Annotated in this window: 19 protein-coding genes; 16 read left to right on the forward strand and 3 right to left on the reverse strand. The window is 41.5% G+C overall.

The annotated features are described in order from the left end of the window. From CEF22_RS06400 to CEF22_RS06440, 9 genes are all read left to right on the forward strand, one after another. Positions 1-1,105, forward strand: a 1,105-nt coding sequence (locus tag CEF22_RS06400; RefSeq protein ID WP_100403930.1) for a GspE/PulE family protein, incomplete at its 5' end; no start/stop codon positions are given. A gap of 2 nt (positions 1,106-1,107) precedes the next feature. Next, positions 1,108-2,148, forward strand: coding sequence for a type IV pilus twitching motility protein PilT (locus CEF22_RS06405; protein ID WP_100402203.1), 1,041 nt, complete (start codon positions 1,108-1,110; stop codon positions 2,146-2,148). A 1-nt stretch (position 2,149) separates the two neighbouring features. Next, positions 2,150-3,358, forward strand: a complete 1,209-nt coding sequence (locus CEF22_RS06410; protein WP_100402204.1) for a type II secretion system F family protein — start codon at positions 2,150-2,152, stop codon at positions 3,356-3,358. Positions 3,359-3,464: 106 nt separating this feature from the next. Then, positions 3,465-3,950 (forward strand): type II secretion system protein, encoded by a 486-nt coding sequence (locus CEF22_RS06415; protein ID WP_232726074.1) that lies wholly within the window; start codon positions 3,465-3,467, stop codon positions 3,948-3,950. 15 nt (positions 3,951-3,965) lie between these two features. Next, entirely contained in the window at positions 3,966-4,706 is a 741-nt protein-coding gene (locus CEF22_RS06420; RefSeq protein WP_100402205.1) for a prepilin peptidase, read from the forward strand. Positions 4,707-4,742: 36 nt separating this feature from the next. Further along, entirely contained in the window at positions 4,743-5,705 is a 963-nt protein-coding gene (gene pilM, locus CEF22_RS06425) for a type IV pilus biogenesis protein PilM (RefSeq protein WP_100402206.1), read from the forward strand. A gap of 3 nt (positions 5,706-5,708) precedes the next feature. Beyond that, entirely contained in the window at positions 5,709-6,299 is a 591-nt protein-coding gene (locus CEF22_RS06430) for a hypothetical protein (RefSeq protein ID WP_100402207.1), read from the forward strand. After that, positions 6,296-7,003: a hypothetical protein gene (locus CEF22_RS06435; RefSeq protein WP_100402208.1), complete on the forward strand. Its 708-nt coding sequence runs from the start codon at positions 6,296-6,298 to the stop codon at positions 7,001-7,003. Before CEF22_RS06430 ends, CEF22_RS06435 begins: the two co-directional genes overlap by 4 nt. A 142-nt stretch (positions 7,004-7,145) precedes the next feature. Continuing rightward, complete coding sequence (locus CEF22_RS06440; RefSeq protein ID WP_100402209.1) at positions 7,146-8,066, forward strand: hypothetical protein; 921 nt, start codon at positions 7,146-7,148, stop codon at positions 8,064-8,066. A 48-nt stretch (positions 8,067-8,114) separates the two neighbouring features. On the opposite strand, the gene CEF22_RS06445 is transcribed toward CEF22_RS06440, so the two are convergent. The 3 genes from CEF22_RS06445 to CEF22_RS06455 are packed head-to-tail and all read right to left on the reverse strand — an operon-like array spanning position 8,115 to position 11,138. Next, a complete protein-coding gene (locus CEF22_RS06445; protein WP_100402210.1) occupies positions 8,115-9,059 on the reverse strand; it encodes an ABC transporter substrate-binding protein in 945 nt (314 codons plus the stop codon). A 19-nt stretch (positions 9,060-9,078) separates the two neighbouring features. Beyond that, the gene (locus CEF22_RS06450; protein WP_100402211.1) at positions 9,079-10,092 is read right to left on the reverse strand and encodes a FecCD family ABC transporter permease; all 1,014 of its coding nucleotides are present in this window, start codon (positions 10,090-10,092) and stop codon (positions 9,079-9,081) included. Beyond that, entirely contained in the window at positions 10,086-11,138 is a 1,053-nt protein-coding gene (locus CEF22_RS06455; RefSeq protein WP_100402212.1) for a FecCD family ABC transporter permease, read from the reverse strand. The genes CEF22_RS06450 and CEF22_RS06455 overlap by 7 nt, the downstream gene beginning before the upstream one ends. Before the next feature lie 254 nt (positions 11,139-11,392). On the opposite strand from CEF22_RS06455, the gene CEF22_RS06460 reads away from it, so the two are divergent. From CEF22_RS06460 to minD, 7 genes are all read left to right on the forward strand, one after another. Continuing rightward, positions 11,393-11,986: a Maf family protein gene (locus tag CEF22_RS06460; protein ID WP_100402213.1), complete on the forward strand. Its 594-nt coding sequence runs from the start codon at positions 11,393-11,395 to the stop codon at positions 11,984-11,986. Positions 11,987-12,004: 18 nt separating this feature from the next. After that, positions 12,005-12,694 carry a RadC family protein gene (gene radC / locus CEF22_RS06465; protein WP_100402214.1) on the forward strand — a complete coding sequence of 230 codons (690 nt, stop codon included), beginning with the start codon at positions 12,005-12,007 and terminating at the stop codon, positions 12,692-12,694. Between the two features lie 135 nt (positions 12,695-12,829). After that, entirely contained in the window at positions 12,830-13,846 is a 1,017-nt protein-coding gene (locus CEF22_RS06470) for a rod shape-determining protein (protein WP_095477940.1), read from the forward strand. A 73-nt stretch (positions 13,847-13,919) separates the two neighbouring features. Beyond that, positions 13,920-14,813 (forward strand): rod shape-determining protein MreC, encoded by an 894-nt coding sequence (gene mreC, locus CEF22_RS06475; protein ID WP_100402215.1) that lies wholly within the window; start codon positions 13,920-13,922, stop codon positions 14,811-14,813. Continuing rightward, on the forward strand, positions 14,810-15,325 hold the full coding sequence (gene mreD / locus CEF22_RS06480) for a rod shape-determining protein MreD (protein WP_095477944.1): 516 nt from the start codon (positions 14,810-14,812) through the stop codon (positions 15,323-15,325). Before mreC ends, mreD begins: the two co-directional genes overlap by 4 nt. 70 nt (positions 15,326-15,395) lie before the next feature. Beyond that, positions 15,396-16,082, forward strand: coding sequence for a septum site-determining protein MinC (gene minC, locus CEF22_RS06485; protein ID WP_100403932.1), 687 nt, complete (start codon positions 15,396-15,398; stop codon positions 16,080-16,082). Then, the gene (gene minD / locus CEF22_RS06490; protein ID WP_100402216.1) at positions 16,075-16,881 is read left to right on the forward strand and encodes a septum site-determining protein MinD; all 807 of its coding nucleotides are present in this window, start codon (positions 16,075-16,077) and stop codon (positions 16,879-16,881) included. Before minC ends, minD begins: the two co-directional genes overlap by 8 nt. Positions 16,882-17,178 lie beyond the last annotated feature (297 nt).

Raw genomic sequence — 17,178 nt, forward strand, 5'->3', positions numbered from 1 at the left:
AGCGAGTGATATTCACATTGACCCTCAAGATACGAAGGTCACGATCCGGTTCCGAATAGATGGAAGGCTACGAATTGAGCGGCAACTGCCTAAACATATGCAAAGTATGTTAATTGCCCGTATTAAAATTTTGGCCAAATTGGATATTACCGAGCATCGTATTCCTCAAGATGGACGTATTAAAACGAATATCGAATTTCGTCCCATTGATATGCGTGTGTCAACACTGCCAACGATTTATGGCGAAAAAGTGGTAATGCGGATTCTAGATTTAAGCAGCTCGTTAAATGATTTGCATCAATTAGGATTTAACAAAGTCCATTTAAAACGCTTTGAGGAAATGATTGAACAGCCGAATGGAATCGTCCTCATTACCGGTCCAACCGGTTCGGGTAAGTCGTCCACATTGTATGCCGCTCTGAATAAGCTAAATACAGAAGAGGTCAATGTGATTACCGTTGAAGACCCAGTGGAATACCAGCTAGAAGGTATCAATCAAATTCAAGTGAACCCAAACGTTGGATTAACATTTGCGGCTGGTTTGCGTTCCATTTTGCGTCAGGACCCTAATATCATTATGGTAGGGGAAATTCGTGATAAAGAAACGGCAGAGATCGCGATTCGGGGATCTTTAACTGGACACTTAGTATTGAGCACGCTTCATACGAATGATTCGATTAGCAGTATTATTAGATTAATAGATATGGGAGTAGAGCCCTTTTTAGTCGCTTCGTCTGTGAAGGGAATTGTCGCTCAGCGTCTCATTCGAAAGGTGTGTCGTGATTGCGCGCAAGAAGAGGAACCAACGAAGCGAGAGTTGACCATTTTTAGCAAACGTGGACTGAAAATTGATCGAGTTGTTCGTGGTCGCGGTTGTGCTTCATGCAATATGACCGGGTATAAAGGGCGCGTGGCGATTCACGAAATTTTAGCTGTAACCGAAGAAATGAAGAGACAAATATTGAATGAAGATGCTATTTCAAAATTGAAAGAGACCGCACGGAAGGATAAAACGATTTTTCTATTGGATGATGGCTTGTTGAAAGTGAAGCAAGGTGTGACAACGACAGAAGAAGTACTTCGTGTGGCGTTAATGGAGTCGTGATGATGAAAGAGAAAATCGAGTTTTTATTACGTTCTGCTTTTGAATTACAAGCGTCTGACATTCATTTGACCGTGGGGTCGCCGCCTGTATTTCGAATTCACGGGGATTTAAAGCGCTATGGAAAAGAAGCTCTCGCCTTAGAAGACACAGAAAGCATGGCGAAAGCAATTATTCCGAAGCATTTATGGGGAAAGTTTGAAGACCAAGGCGAGTTAGATTTTTCTTATGGGATTCCGAAAGTGTCGCGCTTTCGGGTGAATGCTTTTTATCAGCGCAACTGTGTGTCGCTCGCCATTCGAGTCATTCCCACCTACATTCCGACAATGGATGATTTAAAGCTGCCGGCATCACTGAAAAGTATCGCTAAGAAGCCTCAAGGTTTAGTACTGGTGACGGGACCGACGGGGAGTGGGAAATCGACGACGCTTGCTAGCATGATCGATTATTTAAATAAAGAAACGAGCAAGCATATTATTACGCTCGAAGACCCGATAGAGTATTTGCATCGACATGGAAAGTGTTTAATTGATCAGCGGGAAGTCGGGCATGATACGAAAAGCTTTGCGAAAGGGCTACGAGCCTCGCTTCGTCAAGATCCGGATGTCATTCTTGTTGGTGAAATGAGGGATCTAGAAACGATTCATACGGCCATCACAGCAGCAGAGACGGGTCATTTAGTATTTGCAACGCTGCATACATCTAGTGCACCTGCGACGATTGAGCGCATTATTGATGTGTTTCCAGCGGAGCAGCAACCACAAATTAGAATTCAACTAGCAACTGTATTAGCAGCTGTCATTTCCCAACGGTTGTTCCCAACGATCGAAAAGAACGGTCGGCGGGCAGCGATTGAAGTGTTAATTAATAATCCGGCAGTAGCTAATTTAATTCGTTCGGAAAAAGTACATCAAATTGTGAATGTGATGCAAACCTCACGAGCACAGGGGATGCAATTGATGACCGATCACATGAAGGAGCTATATGAAAAAGGCGTTCTTTCTAAAGAAATTCTTCTTCCTTATATGAACGAAAAGGAGCAGTAATATGGCTAGGTTTAAATATACAGGTAGAGATCGCAAAGGGAAGAAAGCCGGTACGGTGGTAGCGGAAACGAAAAAAGAAGCACTGTTAAAGCTACAAAAAAGCGGCATTCGCGTCACTGATATTCAACCGCAAGCAGAGACGATTCTCACGAAGGATATTACGATTGGGCGCCAAGTGAAGCTTGAGCATATGGTCATTTTCTTACGTCAGTTTGCGACGTTGTTACAAGCGGGGGTGACCGTTGTGGAAGCGACTATGATTCTCGCTGAACAGACGACAAGCAAGGCGTTGAAAAAAGCGCTCGTTCATATAGAGGCCGAGCTTCGCGAGGGGCGCCCGCTTTCAGAAGCGGCGGCCCATCAGAAGAAGATTTTTGAGCCGCTGTTTATTAATATGCTTCGTGCGGGTGAAGCAACCGGTAGTTTAGACGAAACGTTAGATGATATGGCCGAGCATTATGAGCGTCAATATCGAACGAGGCAAAAGGTCGTTTCTGCTCTAGCTTATCCGATCGTCGTTGGGATCATTGCTGTTTGTGTCGTTATTTTTCTCCTTGTTTCTGTCGTACCTACCTTTGTCGATATGTTTGCGGACTTTGGCGGCGAGTTGCCGATGATCACTCAGCTTGTCATTGGAGCGAGTGAATGGATGCAAAGTTACTGGTACGTGATTATCGGTCTCTTGCTATTGTTTACTCTTGCCATTTGGGCTTTGCGCCAAAGGGAAGAAACGAAATTTTATATCGATTATTGTGTATTGAAAATGCCGATATTCGGCTCACTTATGCAAAAAGCGGTGCTCGCACGAATGACGAGAACGTTAAGCTCGTTGTTTTCGAATTCTGTGCCGATTTTGCAAGCGATGGATATCGTCAGTGATATCGTTGAAAATGAAGTGGTCGCAGGGGTGATTCGTCAGTCTAAAGATTCACTGGAGCGCGGCGGATCATTAACGGAGCCGATGAGAAAACATTGGGCATTTCCGCCGATGATTCACCATATGATCTCAATCGGGGAGGAAACGGGCTCGCTTGATACGATGCTTGGAAAAGTAGCGGATTTCTATGAAAATGACGTAGAAGCTGCCACCGATCGTTTAAAATCATTGATTGAACCGATCATGATCGTCCTGCTAGCAGCCATTGTTGGTACGATTGTGACTTCCATCCTTGTTCCTATGTTTGAAATTTTTAACACGGTTCAACAATAGTGTTAAAGTATTGTATTTTTTGCGAAAATATAGTTGAAATTTACTATTTTTAATATTACCATTGTTTACGAGATTTTTTTAATACATATATATAGGAGGAATACAAATGATCCAAGCAATGAAGCAAAGGATGAAAAACGAACAAGGATTAACGCTAATTGAGCTTTTAGCGGTTGTTGTTATTTTAGGGATTATCGCAGCTATTGCGATTCCATCGATTGGTGGATTAATTGACAACTCGAAAAAGGATGCGCACGTAGCGAACGCTCAGCAAATGGTTAGCTCAGCGAAAACTTATGTGGCGGGGAATGCAGATCTCAATTATTCATCAGCAGTTACATTGTCATTAAAAGATATGATTGACAAGGGTCTAATTGATAAAATAGAAGATCCTGACAAAACGGAAGGTGGATATACAGAAGGAACTGCTGGTAACGACGATGGTTCTTTTGTGGAAATTACAAAGAGTGGCAAGACGTTTAAGTACGAAGTGAAACTAACGAATGGAACACGAGGAATTTGGGTTGCAGATCAGCAGTTATTGAAAAGAGACAACGTAAAAGAACCAGCAAACGAAGTAATTACAAAGTAAGGCAAATAGATTATTATGAATCTACTAATCTTCCTCTATGGTCTCCTTTTCGGCTCGTTCTTTAATGTGGTGGGTTTGAGAGTTCCTGAGGGGCAGTCGATTGTGCGACCGCGCAGTGCTTGTCCGTCGTGTGGTCATCAGCTGCAAGCGAAAGAGTTAGTACCAGTACTATCCTATATGATACAAGGGGGGAAATGTCGTGCTTGTCGAGCATGCATTTCTCCCCTGTATCCTTTAACAGAGCTGCTGACGGCGCTGTTATTTTTATATGCATATCTATTTTTCGGGATGACGATGGAGTTTGTCATGGCACTCTTGTTTATTTCGATGTTGATGATTATCGTTGTTTCTGACCTTGCGTATATGATTATTCCGGATAAAGTGCTGCTCTTTTTCTTGCTGTTGTTTGTCGGCGGACGGATGATTTTGCCGTTACAGCCGTGGTGGGATTCGCTTGCGGGTGGTACAATTGGTTTTGTGCTTCTCTTGTTAATTGCGATGGCGTCCAAAGGTGGAATGGGCGGAGGAGACATTAAATTATTTGCTGTTATTGGATTTGTTGTCGGAACGAAAAGTGTATTGCTCACCTTTTTCTTGGCTTGTCTATTAGGCGCAACGATTGGGCTCATTTTAATGATGTTCGGTGTTGTCAAAAGAGGAAAGCCGATGCCGTTCGGTCCGTTTATTGCGTTAGCGGCATTCATTGTTTATTTTCAAGGAGATCGTCTTCTCTCTTGGTATTTTCAATGGATGTAAATGATTTTAATGAATGTGTAAAAAGGGGAGTTTGGCATGGCCATCCGTTTTTTTTCTAAAAAAGATAGAACAGTCAATCTTGTGTTTACAGACTATGCCATTCGGTTTGTAGAATTAAGGCAAACCGTTCCGCCTATTGTTCAATCTGTCGAAGAGCGAGCTTTACCTGCAGGTGTGATTCGGAGCGGGGAAATTATTGATTATGAAGCGTTGTTAGAAATTATGAAAAACTGTGTAGACGAATGGGGAATTAAGCGGCGAGAAGCTCGGTTTATCGTTCCCGATCACTATATTGCGATGAAGGAAGAGCGGTTGAAGGAAGATATAGCAGATGATGAATTGAAAAGCTATTTGTTTATGCAAATTGGTACGACCATTCACCTTCCATTTGAAGAGCCGGTCTTTGATGCGGTCGTCGTTGGTGAGAAAGATGGAAAAAAACATGTATTAGTCATTGCTGCCCCAGAAGAAAGAGTGCTTCATTTTCGAGAATTACTAGAAGAGGTGAAACTCAAGCCGAAAGTCGCTGATATCAGTCCGCTAAGTCTTTATCGTTTATATTATTACCAAGGGCTGACGAGTCGATCGAATCATGAACTTGTGCTGCAATTGAAACGTAATTTACTGACGGTTGCCGTTTTTCATGAGCATCAATTAAAGTTCGTTAAACCCGTTCGAATCGAGTCCTCGTCCGACGTAGCCGCGCTATTGCAAGGTGAGTCGACGGATCAACATTTAGCTAATTTAATGGATGCTTTAAAAGAATTAGAAAATATTATTAACTTTTATGAGAATTCACTTCATAAAGGACAGGTGCAGATCAGTAAAGCCTTTTTAAATGGCGACCATTCGCAAATAGCTTATATGCAAAGCTATATCGCAAAGACGTTAGGGCTTGAAGTGATCAGCGATGAGCATATGGAGATAGTGGATAAAGCAGGGAACACAATGCCTGGCGCCTTTTTTACCGCGATCGGTCTAGGTTTGAAAGAGGTGTAAACATTGTTAATTGATATTAACTTACTTCCAGAAAAAGAAAAGAAAAGCGTGTCGATCGTTTATTGGTTGCTTCTTCTCGTTGTTCTTATGGGTATCAGTGCAGGTGGCTACTTCGTGATCCAAGCGAAGAAAAGTGAGCTAAGCTTGATTGACTCGCAGTTGAACGCAACGATTCAACTGCGAGAGACGTTAGAGATGAACAGCCAGCAGCCTAACGGAGAAGAAGAGCGTGTGAAGCAGTTAAATGAAGCGATTGCTTGGGCTGAGAAGAAGCAAGATCCGGTGTCGCCGATTTTAAAGGATTTAATTGAACGTTTACCGCAAAGAGGCTTCTTTCAGTCACTTGCTTATTCAAGCACAGAGAAAATGACTTTAACGATTCAATTTGATAGCAGTAGACAAGCGGCTTTTTATTTGAGTGATTTGCAGGCATCAAGTTGGATTGCCTCAGCAGAAATGCTTTCAATGAATACGTCTGTAGAGAAAGAACAAGCGGCAAAAGAATTATTGAAGAACAAAAATGCCTTGCCGAGATATATTGCTGAGTATGAGATTGTGTTTAAGCCGAAGAACGAGCGAGGAGAGAAGAAGTGAGTGTATTTCAACGTTATAAAACTTTACTGTTTATCCTAACTATTCTTGCCTTCGCTAGTGCGGCTGTTTATGTTTATTTCTCGGTGTATCAACCTTTAACGGTCGAGGTTCAAACGAAACAACAGCAATTAAAGGCTGAGAAACAATTGGTTGAGGCGCTTGAGGGGCAATTAAGCGGTGAATCTAAGTATGTAAGAAAAGTGACAAATAATTTGCAGTATCAGGTGCCTGTGAAGCCGATGACAGAGAAAATGTTACTCGATTTTGAAAAAGCAGAGCTCGCTGCTAACAGTTTGATTCAAACGATTAATTTTTCAGAAGGTGAAGCAGAAGCTGGAAATGAAAGTATGGCTGACGCGCAAGCTGGGACGGAAGAAGGGCAAAGTTCCCCGCAAGAATCGCTTCCGGCAGGGATTAAAAAACTGACGGCTGAACTGACCGTTGAATCACCGGGCTATTTTGAAATGGAGACGTTTCTTAAACAGCTCGAAAAGCAAACGAGAATTTTAAAAGTAGAGCGGCTACAGCTGACAGGTCCGAAAGAATTAGAAAAGGTGAAGGGAGAAACGAAGCCTTTAACCTATAGCTTAACTGTCAGTGCATACTATATGCCAAGTTTGATCGAATTGATAGAGGATACCCCGAAAATTGATTCTCCGACTCCTGCTAAAAAAGCCGATCCATTTGTCACCATCGAGAAATAATCATTATAACCGTGATCGAACGGTGAACAAAATAAATAAATTTGCCGAAATTTTTCCCGAACAGGACGACAAAAGTCTTGTTCTTTTTTTGTGCCGCTATGATAGCATGGAAGGAACTTAAAGAGGCGAGGGGTGATCCCGAGTGGACAAACCAAAAAAACAGCAGTTGTTTTTGACGATCTCCAGTAAAAAGAAAGATAATCAACAAAAGAAAGAGCTCCTTGTGCAGGATTGGCAAAAAGGCGGACGAGAAAGTGCCGCTGCCGCTGAGAATAAGAAAGAAGAAGAGTTTCAGTGGGTCTTTCCGGAAGAAGCGGAGAAGAAGGAAGAAACCATCAGTTTAAAGGCATCGCTTCATCCGCAACAAGCTCGTAGAAGAGTGATAGGTAAGCTCTTATTTATTATTATTAGCGCTGTATTGATTGGTCTATTATTCGGTTATGCGATGGTCAACATTGTGACACAAAAAGAAGAATCTCCCTCAAAAGCGATGCTAACAGAGCCAAAACAACCACAAAAATCTGTTGAGCCCACAGCACCAACGACTGCTAGTCTTCTTCCGCCTATTGAGACATCGATTGTGCAAGGCGGCGTTTTTTCTACAAAGGCTACGGCTGAAAAGGCGATGAAACGGATGAAGGAAGAAGGGTTTGTGGCAGGGGTTGTTCAGAAAGATGAGCAGTTTCTTGTTGTGCTAGGGGTCTCCTCTCAACTAACTACAGCGAAACAATTAGGAGAAACTTACCGAGCGCAAGCGGCCGATGTGTATGCCAAAACAACAACTATTTCCTCCACGACCAAAACAACAGGAGAAGAAAGTTTTGCCGAGGCTTTTTCAGTCGTAGCCGAGGAAAGTGCAAAAACACTTATTGGTCTTCCGGTTGATAAGGTGAAGCTGAATGAGGTTGAAAAAGAGCTACAAACCGAAAAAGGGACGCGAAAAGAGGAAGTTGCCTCGCTACAGCGGTTATTAGTAGATGCTGTTAATCAAGCTAAAAGTGATCAGCCGCAGACCGCAAAAGCGGCGCAGGAGAAGCTTTTAGCTTTTTTAGCTGAATATTAAAAAGGCTAGCGCCAACTCGAATGGAGGGGCGGCTAGCCTTTTTTTGGCTTATTTTGCAGCCTGTAAAATTTGCTGTTTTACTTCTTCTAATAATAATTCTTTTCCTAGTGGAGTGTATCCTTTATTTAAGTCTTCCGGTGCAATCATAAATACTTTGTTATTTTTGACTGCGTTCATGTTTTTCCAAATTGCGCTGTGTCGGAATTCTTTCAGACGTTGATCGCCATCACCTGTAGTAAATACAAATAAATAGTCAGGATTGTAATCGATTAATGCTTCTTTTTGTAATTGAATCAATGGTTCTTCTGTCGGTGTTCCTTCGATGGCAGGTAGTTTTAAATCTTCAAATAAAAAGCTTCCGTATCCGTAGTTTCCATATACACGGAAAGCGTTCGGGTAAGCCGCCATCACCATGAATTTTTCTTCTCCTGTTTTAGCAATGATTTCATCGTGAGTTGCTTTCGCTTTTTCATCGAATTTCTTTAACCATTTATTTGCTTCTTCTTCTTTGTCCATAATTCGAGCGATTTCCTCGAATTTAGGTCTCCATTCACTAAGGTCTGTTTCAAGCATAACTGTCGGAGCAATTTTGCTTAATTGATCATAAAGCTTTTCTTGACGGTTATTGATAATAATTAAATCAGGCTTTGCTGTAAGAATCGTATCCGTATTGATTTCATCTCCCCAGAAAGAACCAACTGGCTTTGTATCTTTTAACTGATCTTGTAAAAATGGCATAATCTTTTGTTCACTTGTATTAGCTGTAATAATAGGCGTATATCCGAAAATAAGTAATTCTTCTGTTGATCCACTAATATCGGCAATGCGTTTCGGTTCTACCGGAATCTTGACTTCGCCTTTCACCGTTTTAACTACTCGTTCAGCTGGTTGTTCTTCTTTCTTTGTTTTTGCTGAATCATTGTCATTGCCGCATGCGGCTAATAGAACAAATGAAAGCAGGAATAAGAAACTCATTAATAATTGCTTTTTCATTAGTAAAATCTCCTTTTTTCTATGGTGTTTTAATAAGTAAGTAAATAAAATATGGTGCTCCAATAAGTGAAAGGACAAGGCCCACTGGAATCTCAGAGCTTGGCATTAAACTTCTTGCTAAGCAGTCAGCTGTTAATAGTAATATCGCTCCAATCAAGGCGGAGACGGGTAACATGATTTGATGTTTAGCTCCAACCATTCTTCTAGCGATGTGAGGAGCGAGTAATCCGATAAATCCAATTCCTCCTGCTACCGCTACGGACACTCCTGCTAAAGCAACTGAAATAAACAACAGCTTTCTTCGTTCTCTTTCCACTGCAACGCCTAAGCCTGTAGCCATCTTATCTCCAAGATTTAAAACATTTAATAGGTTGCTTTTAGCGTAAGCGAGAGGCAGAAGGATGATCAGCCATGGAAGAGCCGCAAGTACAAATTTCCAATCGGTTCCCCATAAGCTACCGCTTAACCACACGGTCGCAAAGCGAAAATCATTCGCTGTCATTTTCATCGAAAAGACAATATTGATGGCACTGAATCCGGCTGCTACGGCAATACCTACTAATATTAAACGAGTAGCCGTCACTCCGTCCTTCCAAGCTAGCAAATAAATGATAGTGGCCGCTACTAGTGCACCTACAAATGCGAATAATGGCAGAACAAAAACAGAAGCGTATGAGGTGACATCTATTTGTCCGAAGAAGAAATAGACGAACAGTACAACTCCTAGCCCTGCTCCAGCGTTAATACCAATAATTCCGGGGTCTGCTAGAGGATTTCTAGCTAAAGCTTGCAAAATAGCACCCGACGTACTAAGTGCCATACCAACAGCGATAGCGACGATTGCTCGTGGTAAGCGGAAATCAAAAATGAGAATGCTCTGCTCCTCGCTTCCAAATCCCATTAATGTTTGCAGTGAATGAATAGGATGAATCATCAAAGTACCTATAGATAGGTTGAGAATAATCAGTACAAGGGTGAATATCATCATGATTGTTAAGATTAATACTTGTTTTCTCATTTGACTGACTACCATGATTTTCCTCCTTCTTTCCTAGCTAAATAAAGAAAGAAAGGAACACCGATGAGAGCAGTAATCGCACCTAATGGCGTTTCATACGGTGGGTTAATTGTTCGCGCTAATAAATCAGCTGCTGATAATAGTACCCCACCTAAAACAGCAGACACAGGAATGACTAGGCGATAATCGGTTCCGACGATCATGCGAGCAATATGAGGAATCACGAGTCCGACAAATCCAACAGAACCAGCCATCGACACGGCTGCCCCTGTCATAACGACCACAAGAATCGTTCCCACTGTTTTAATTAACACAACCTTTTGCCCTAAGCCTATGGCTATTTCTTCGCCGAAATTTAAAATCGTAAAATAGCGGCTAAGCATAATGGCAATTCCTAATGCAAGGAGTCCGAGTGGAACGAGCAATTTAAGACTTTCCCACTGAACAGAAGCTACACCGCCCGCGCTCCACATCGCCACTTCTTGATGTAATTCAAAGAAAAGAGCAATGCCAGAAGAGATCGCTCCTAAAAAGCCACTGACTGCAGCGCCAGCCAACGCAAGTTTGACCGGTGTTAGCCCTCCTTTAGATAAAGAACCGATGCCATATACAACCGATGCCCCGAAAGCGGCACCGATGAACGAAAAGACAACCTTCCATGAAAAAGATATTTCTGGAAAAAATGCATAAGAGATCGCGATCGCGAAAATGGCTCCATCTGACACGCCCATTAGAGAGGGGGAGGCCAGTGGATTACGAGTCATTGCTTGCATGATCGCTCCAGATACCGCCAAAAACATACCGATTGCTACGGCTCCAATCGCTCGTGGTAAGCGGAAGTCATAAATAACCGAGGCTTCTAATGATTGGTCAAATCCTGATAATAATAAACCCCAGACCGTTGATAACTGTATATCAGCCGCGCCAAAAGAAATGGAACAAGCCATTAAAAAGGCAATCAGTGCAATGCTAGCGACTAAACAAAAAATCGCTAATGATAGATGACTATTAGTAATCGAAATCAGTTTCTTTTTAGAAGGGGCGTATGTATTTTCGCTCATGATGTCGAGTAATCCTTTCTTTGATATAAGATTTGCAGTGAAGATGAAAATCATTATCAATGGAAATCCTTGCTTACTATAATACAATTCTTTATTGCTAGTCAATGATAAAAATTATTTTTGAATAATTTTTATCATTCAAACTTTTGGGGGTGATATTTATTTTTTATAATGGAAAAGTTTGTGAAAGGGGGATGGTTTTGATAAAATAAAAGCGGTATTTCCCTTAATTCTTGAAAGTTAGGTGATGGATGTTGTCGAATATTATTTTAGCTTCTGGTTCTCCCCGTAGAAAGGAACTTCTCCAACGAATCGGTCTACCCTTTACTGTCATTGTCAGTGATGTAGATGAAACGATCTCCCACCCAATGTCCTCTGAAGAAACCGTCATGCAATTAGCCTCCCGTAAAGCTCATGCTGTGGCGAAGCATCATGAACAAGATATTGTCATCGGCGCGGATACAATCGTTGTGCTTGATGGAGAAATATTAGGTAAGCCTAAAGACCGAAGTGATGCGAAGCGGATGTTAAGCAAGCTTTCCGGTCGAGAGCACTCCGTTTATACCGGAGTTGCCATTGTGCAAGGAAAGAACGAACACGTCTTTTATGAAGAAACAAACGTCACATTTTGGGAGCTGTCAGATGAAGAAGTAGACGCCTATCTTGACAGTGGTGAACCGTTTGATAAGGCGGGCGCATACGGCATTCAAGGAATAGGTGCTGTGCTTGTAAAGAAAATTGATGGTGACTATTTCTCGGTTGTCGGTTTGCCAGTGGCTTCTTTGTATAGACAACTTCAACGGTTTGGCCTGCAAGTGGCGATCTTCTCTTCTCCTTCTCAAACGTGATTAAAGGAGAGAAAATGGATGTCAAACGAGACGTTGATGATCAAAGATGTACCTCTAGAAGATCGTCCAAGAGAGCGAATGATTACAAATGGTCCGAAAAGCCTATCCAATCATGAGCTACTTGCGATTATTTTACGAACAGGCACGAAACATGAATCCGTACTACAATTATCCAATCGAGTGCTGCAAACATTTGAAGGACTGCGAATGTTAAAGGATGCCTCGCTTGAAGAAATTACTTCTATTAAAGGGATCGGCCAAGCAAAAGCCGTCCAAATTATGTCCGCCCTTGAACTTGGCCGTCGCATTAGTCACTTGAAATTTGAAGACCGATATGTCATTCGTTCTCCTGAAGATGGGGCGAATTATGTGATGGAAGAAATGCGCTTTTTATCACAGGAGCATTTCGTGTGCCTCTACCTCAACACAAAAAATCAAGTCCTTCATAAACAAACATTATTCATTGGAAGTCTCAATGCCTCGATCGTGCATCCACGCGAGGTGTTTAAAGAAGCCTTTCGCCGTTCCGCCGCCTCTGTAATCTGCATCCATAATCACCCCTCAGGAGACCCCGCCCCAAGTAGAGAAGATGTGGAAGTGACGAAGCGGTTAGTCGAATGTGGAAAATTACTAGGGGTGGAAGTATTAGACCATTTAATCATTGGTGATAAGAAATACGTCAGTTTAAAAGAAAAAGGCTATGTATAATGCTAGGATTTTTTTTTTGATTACGTTATAATATAAGTTATGATTTTTGCTAGATGTTTTTTGTTGAAATCACAAATAATAATGTTCAATCTATCACTATAAAATAGTAACAGATCAAGAAAGGGAGATATCTGTATGTTTGGAATTGGAAATAGAGATCTTGGAATAGACCTTGGAACGGCGAATACGCTTGTCTATGCCAAAGGAAAAGGTGTAGTTGTGCGTGAACCTTCAGTGGTGGCGCTTCAAACAGATACAAAACAAATTGTTGCTGTCGGTGACGACGCGAAGAAAATGATTGGCCGTACGCCTGGAAATGTGGTCGCTACACGCCCGATGAAGGATGGCGTCATCGCGGATTATGAAACGACAGCTACGATGATTAAATATTATATTAGACAAGCAACTAATGGCGGAAAGGGAATGTTCGCTAGCAAGCCTTATGTGATGGTATGCGTCCCTTCAGGCATTACAGCTGTAGAAGAGCGTGCGGTTATTGATGCGACTCGCCAAGCGGGTGCGCGTGATGCTTATACGATTGAAGAGCCTTTTGCGGCAGCTATTGGGGCGAATTTACCTGTTTGGGAGCCTACAGGTAGTATGGTTGTTGATATTGGTGGGGGAACAACAGAGGTCGCTATTATTTCATTAGGTGGTATTGTGACAAGTGAGTCATTGCGTATTGCCGGAGATGAAATGGATGATGCGATTGTTGCCTATATTCGTAAACAATATAATTTATTAATTGGGGATCGCACATCTGAAACGATCAAAATGGAGATTGGTTCTGCAGGTGACTTTGAAGAAATTCCAAACATGGAAATTCGCGGTCGTGATTTATTGACAGGTCTTCCGAAAACGATTGAAATCACCGGACAAGAGATTGCAGATGCTTTGAAAGATACAGTGTATGCGATTGTTGATACAGTGAAAAGTACGTTAGAAAAAACGCCACCAGAACTTGCGGCAGATATTATGGATCGCGGAATTGTGCTGACTGGAGGCGGTGCTTTATTGCGTAACTTAGATAAAGTCATCAGTCAAGAAACAAATATGCCAGTGCTAATTGCTGAAAACCCACTTGACTGTGTTGCTGTCGGTACAGGTTTAGCATTAGATCATATCCATTTATTTAAAAATAAAAACAAATAATGAATTATTTATTCCGGCAGCGGCTTTCTGCTGCCGGATTCTAACTTAATGCAAAAAAATAGAGGTGGAATAGATGCCACAATTTTTTACAAACAAGCGCTTGATTATTCTTCTCGGCAGTATCATCGTTCTTGTCGCATTGATTGGTTTTTCTCTTCGTGAACGCGAGAATATTTCTTGGCCTGAACAATTTGTAAAAGATGTTGTCGGTTTAGGGCAAGTTGTTGTTTCTAAACCTGCCAATAGTGTTGCAGGGTTTTTTAATGATATTGGGAATTTACGAAACACGTACAAAGAAAATGAAAAGTTAAAAACTCATTTAGATCAGTTAGCTCAGCTTGAGAGTGATGTCGCGCGATTAGAGAAAGATAATAAGGAACTTCGAGCAATCATTGATAAAAAACAAAGTTTAGCAGATTATGAGCCTGTGCAAGCTACGGTCATTGCGCAGAACCCGGAGCGCTGGTTCGATGTGATGACGATTGATCAAGGGTCGGCTAGCGGTATTGAACCTAATATGGCTGTGATGACTGTAGAGGGACTAATTGGGAAAGTCAAAAACACGTCCAAATTTACTTCTACCGTCCAACTGCTTAGCGCCCATGATCCAAGAAACCGAGTATCGGCCGTCATTCAAGGTGAAAAAAATATTTACGGTGTGATTGAAGGATATGATAAAGAAAAAGGCTTGCTGTTAATGACAAAAATTCCTTATGACTCTAAAGTGAAGAAAGGAATGGCTGTCACAACTTCAGGAAAAGGCGGTGTGTTTCCTAAAGGGTTGATTATCGGCGAAGTGAAAAAGTTAGTACCAGACCAATTCGGCTTAACACAAACAGCCTTAATTAAGCCAGCTGCTAAGTTGAATGATATAGAACATGTTATGGTAGCTAAGCGAGGGATGACAACGGTGTTGCCAGAAAAACAAGAGCGTCAGCAAGTGATGGTTGAGGAGGGAGATCTGTGAAGCGCGTTCTCCTCCCTCTATTAATGGCGATCCTTTTTTACAGCGATAGCGTGTTGGTTTCTTGGATTCCTGCCCGTGTTTTTGATGGTGAATATATTTTAGTGCCACGTTTGTTTGTCATCGGGTTATTGTTAATGTCGATTTACTTTGATCGAAATACAGCGATCAAATATGGTTTCCTTTTTGGTTTTCTTTTTGATATTTTTTATACGGGTGTTTTAGGTGCCTATATGTTCTTTTTGCCGTTCCTTGTGTATATCACATCAAAAATGGTAAAAGTTTTGCAGAATCATTTATTCATTGTCGCTTTTATCGTTGTTTTTGATATATTTCTGTTAGAATTAATTATGTTTCAATTAAATATGTTTGTGAGCCGAGCAGAGATGCAGATGTCACAATTTTTCTCTATTCGATTATGGCCGACTTTACTTTTAAATTTAACTTTTTATCTGTTTGCTGCTGTTCCGCTGAAGAATGCGTTTGAAAAACTTCGTCGAATCTATTTCGATTAATGGTCGAGTTAAAAAGGAAAAACAAGAGGACTTGTCGAATTATTTGGACAACAGAGGTGAAATGCATGCTATGAAGACGAAACAAAATGTTGTCATAAAGGGAACGAAAGATGGATTGACGTTGCATTTGAATGACAAATGTGCCTATGTTGAATTATTAGCTGAATTGAAAGAGAAAATGGTGACAGTGAACGATCAAGATCAAGGGTCCATCATTACAGTCACTGTCCAACTAGGGAATCGCTATCTAACAGAAGAAGAAATAGATGAAGTGACGAATCTGATTTTAGAGCAAAAGCATCTTGTGGTCGGCGAGGTAAAATCTAACGTAATGACTGTTGAAGAGGCGATTCGCTGGAAAGAAGAAAGTGAAATTGTTTCATATACAGGTAGAGTTCGCTCTGGGCAAGTATTAGAAGTTGCTGGCGATCTCCTGTTAATCGGCGATGTAAATCCGGGCGGAACGGTGAGAGCCGGCCGAAATATTTTCATTATGGGGGCTTTAAAAGGAATGGCTCACGCTGGGTGCTATGGGGATGACTGTGCTGTCATTGTTGCTGGTCAAATGATGCCTACACAACTTAGAATTAGCCGCTATTTAAATCGTGCACCTGACCGCTATGAAGAAGATGAAAGCTTCGAAACGGAATGCGCCTACATAGATGAATCTGATCAAATTGTTGTTGACCGTTTGCAGGTGTTAAAGCATCTGAGACCGGAGATTTCTACGTTAAAAGGGGGAAACCATAGTGGGTGAGGCTATAGTTATTACATCTGGTAAAGGTGGAGTAGGCAAAACGACCACTTCAGCTAATTTAGGTACAGCACTTGCTCTGCAAGAAAAGAAGGTTTGTTTAGTAGATACAGATATTGGCCTGCGCAATTTAGATGTTGTGATGGGGCTTGAAAATCGCATCATTTATGATTTAGTCGATGTCGTCGAGGGGCGTTGCAAAATTCATCAAGCATTGGTGAAAGATAAGCGTTTTAACGATTTATTATTTTTATTACCGGCCGCTCAAACATCGGATAAATCAGCTGTGACGCCAGAACAGATGAAGAAATTAGTCGATGAATTAAAGCAGGATTTTGATTATGTATTGATTGACTGTCCAGCAGGAATTGAACAAGGTTATAAAAATGCGATCGCTGGAGCGGATAAAGCCATTGTGATCACGACACCAGAAAAGTCTTCTGTTCGTGATGCGGATCGAGTGATCGGCTTGCTTGAAAAGGAAGAAGGAATGGAGCCGCCTAAGTTAATTATTAATCGAATTCGTAGCCATATGATGCAACAGGGAGATATGCTTGATGTCGATGAAGTGGCAACGCATTTATCGATTGAACTAATTGGGATCGTTATAGATGACGAGGAGGTCATTAAGTCGTCACACAATGGTGAACCGATCACGCATAATCCAAATAATCGAGCTTCCATTGCTTATCGCAATATCGCTAGAAGAATTCTTGGTGAATCGGTTCCGCTTCAACCGCTTGACGAGGGGAAAGAAGGATTTTTCACCCGTTTTAAAAATTTTTTTAGTGTACGCTCTTAAGAAATAAATAGAAGGGGCTTCCTCATACATATGTAGCTATTTCATGATTGTCATTAGCTTCTTAAATGAGAGGCTTCTTTTTTTTTCGCTCCTTTCATATCTTTTATTAATGACTGTTAATAAAGGAGTGAGCTAGTTGAAGGAAGAGGAGAAGGACTTACTATCAATTGAACAAGAACAGCAGGATGGTCACCCGCTTTTTCGATTGGACCGTTTTCTATTTAAAGCTTTAGCTTCCCTTATATTGGTCCTTGCTGTTGCTATTATGTTTAAACAATCATCGTCCCCATCCCTTGA

The organism is Bacillus sp. FJAT-42315 (assembly GCF_002797375.1).
GTDB lineage: Bacteria > Bacillota > Bacilli > Bacillales > Domibacillaceae > Bacillus_CE.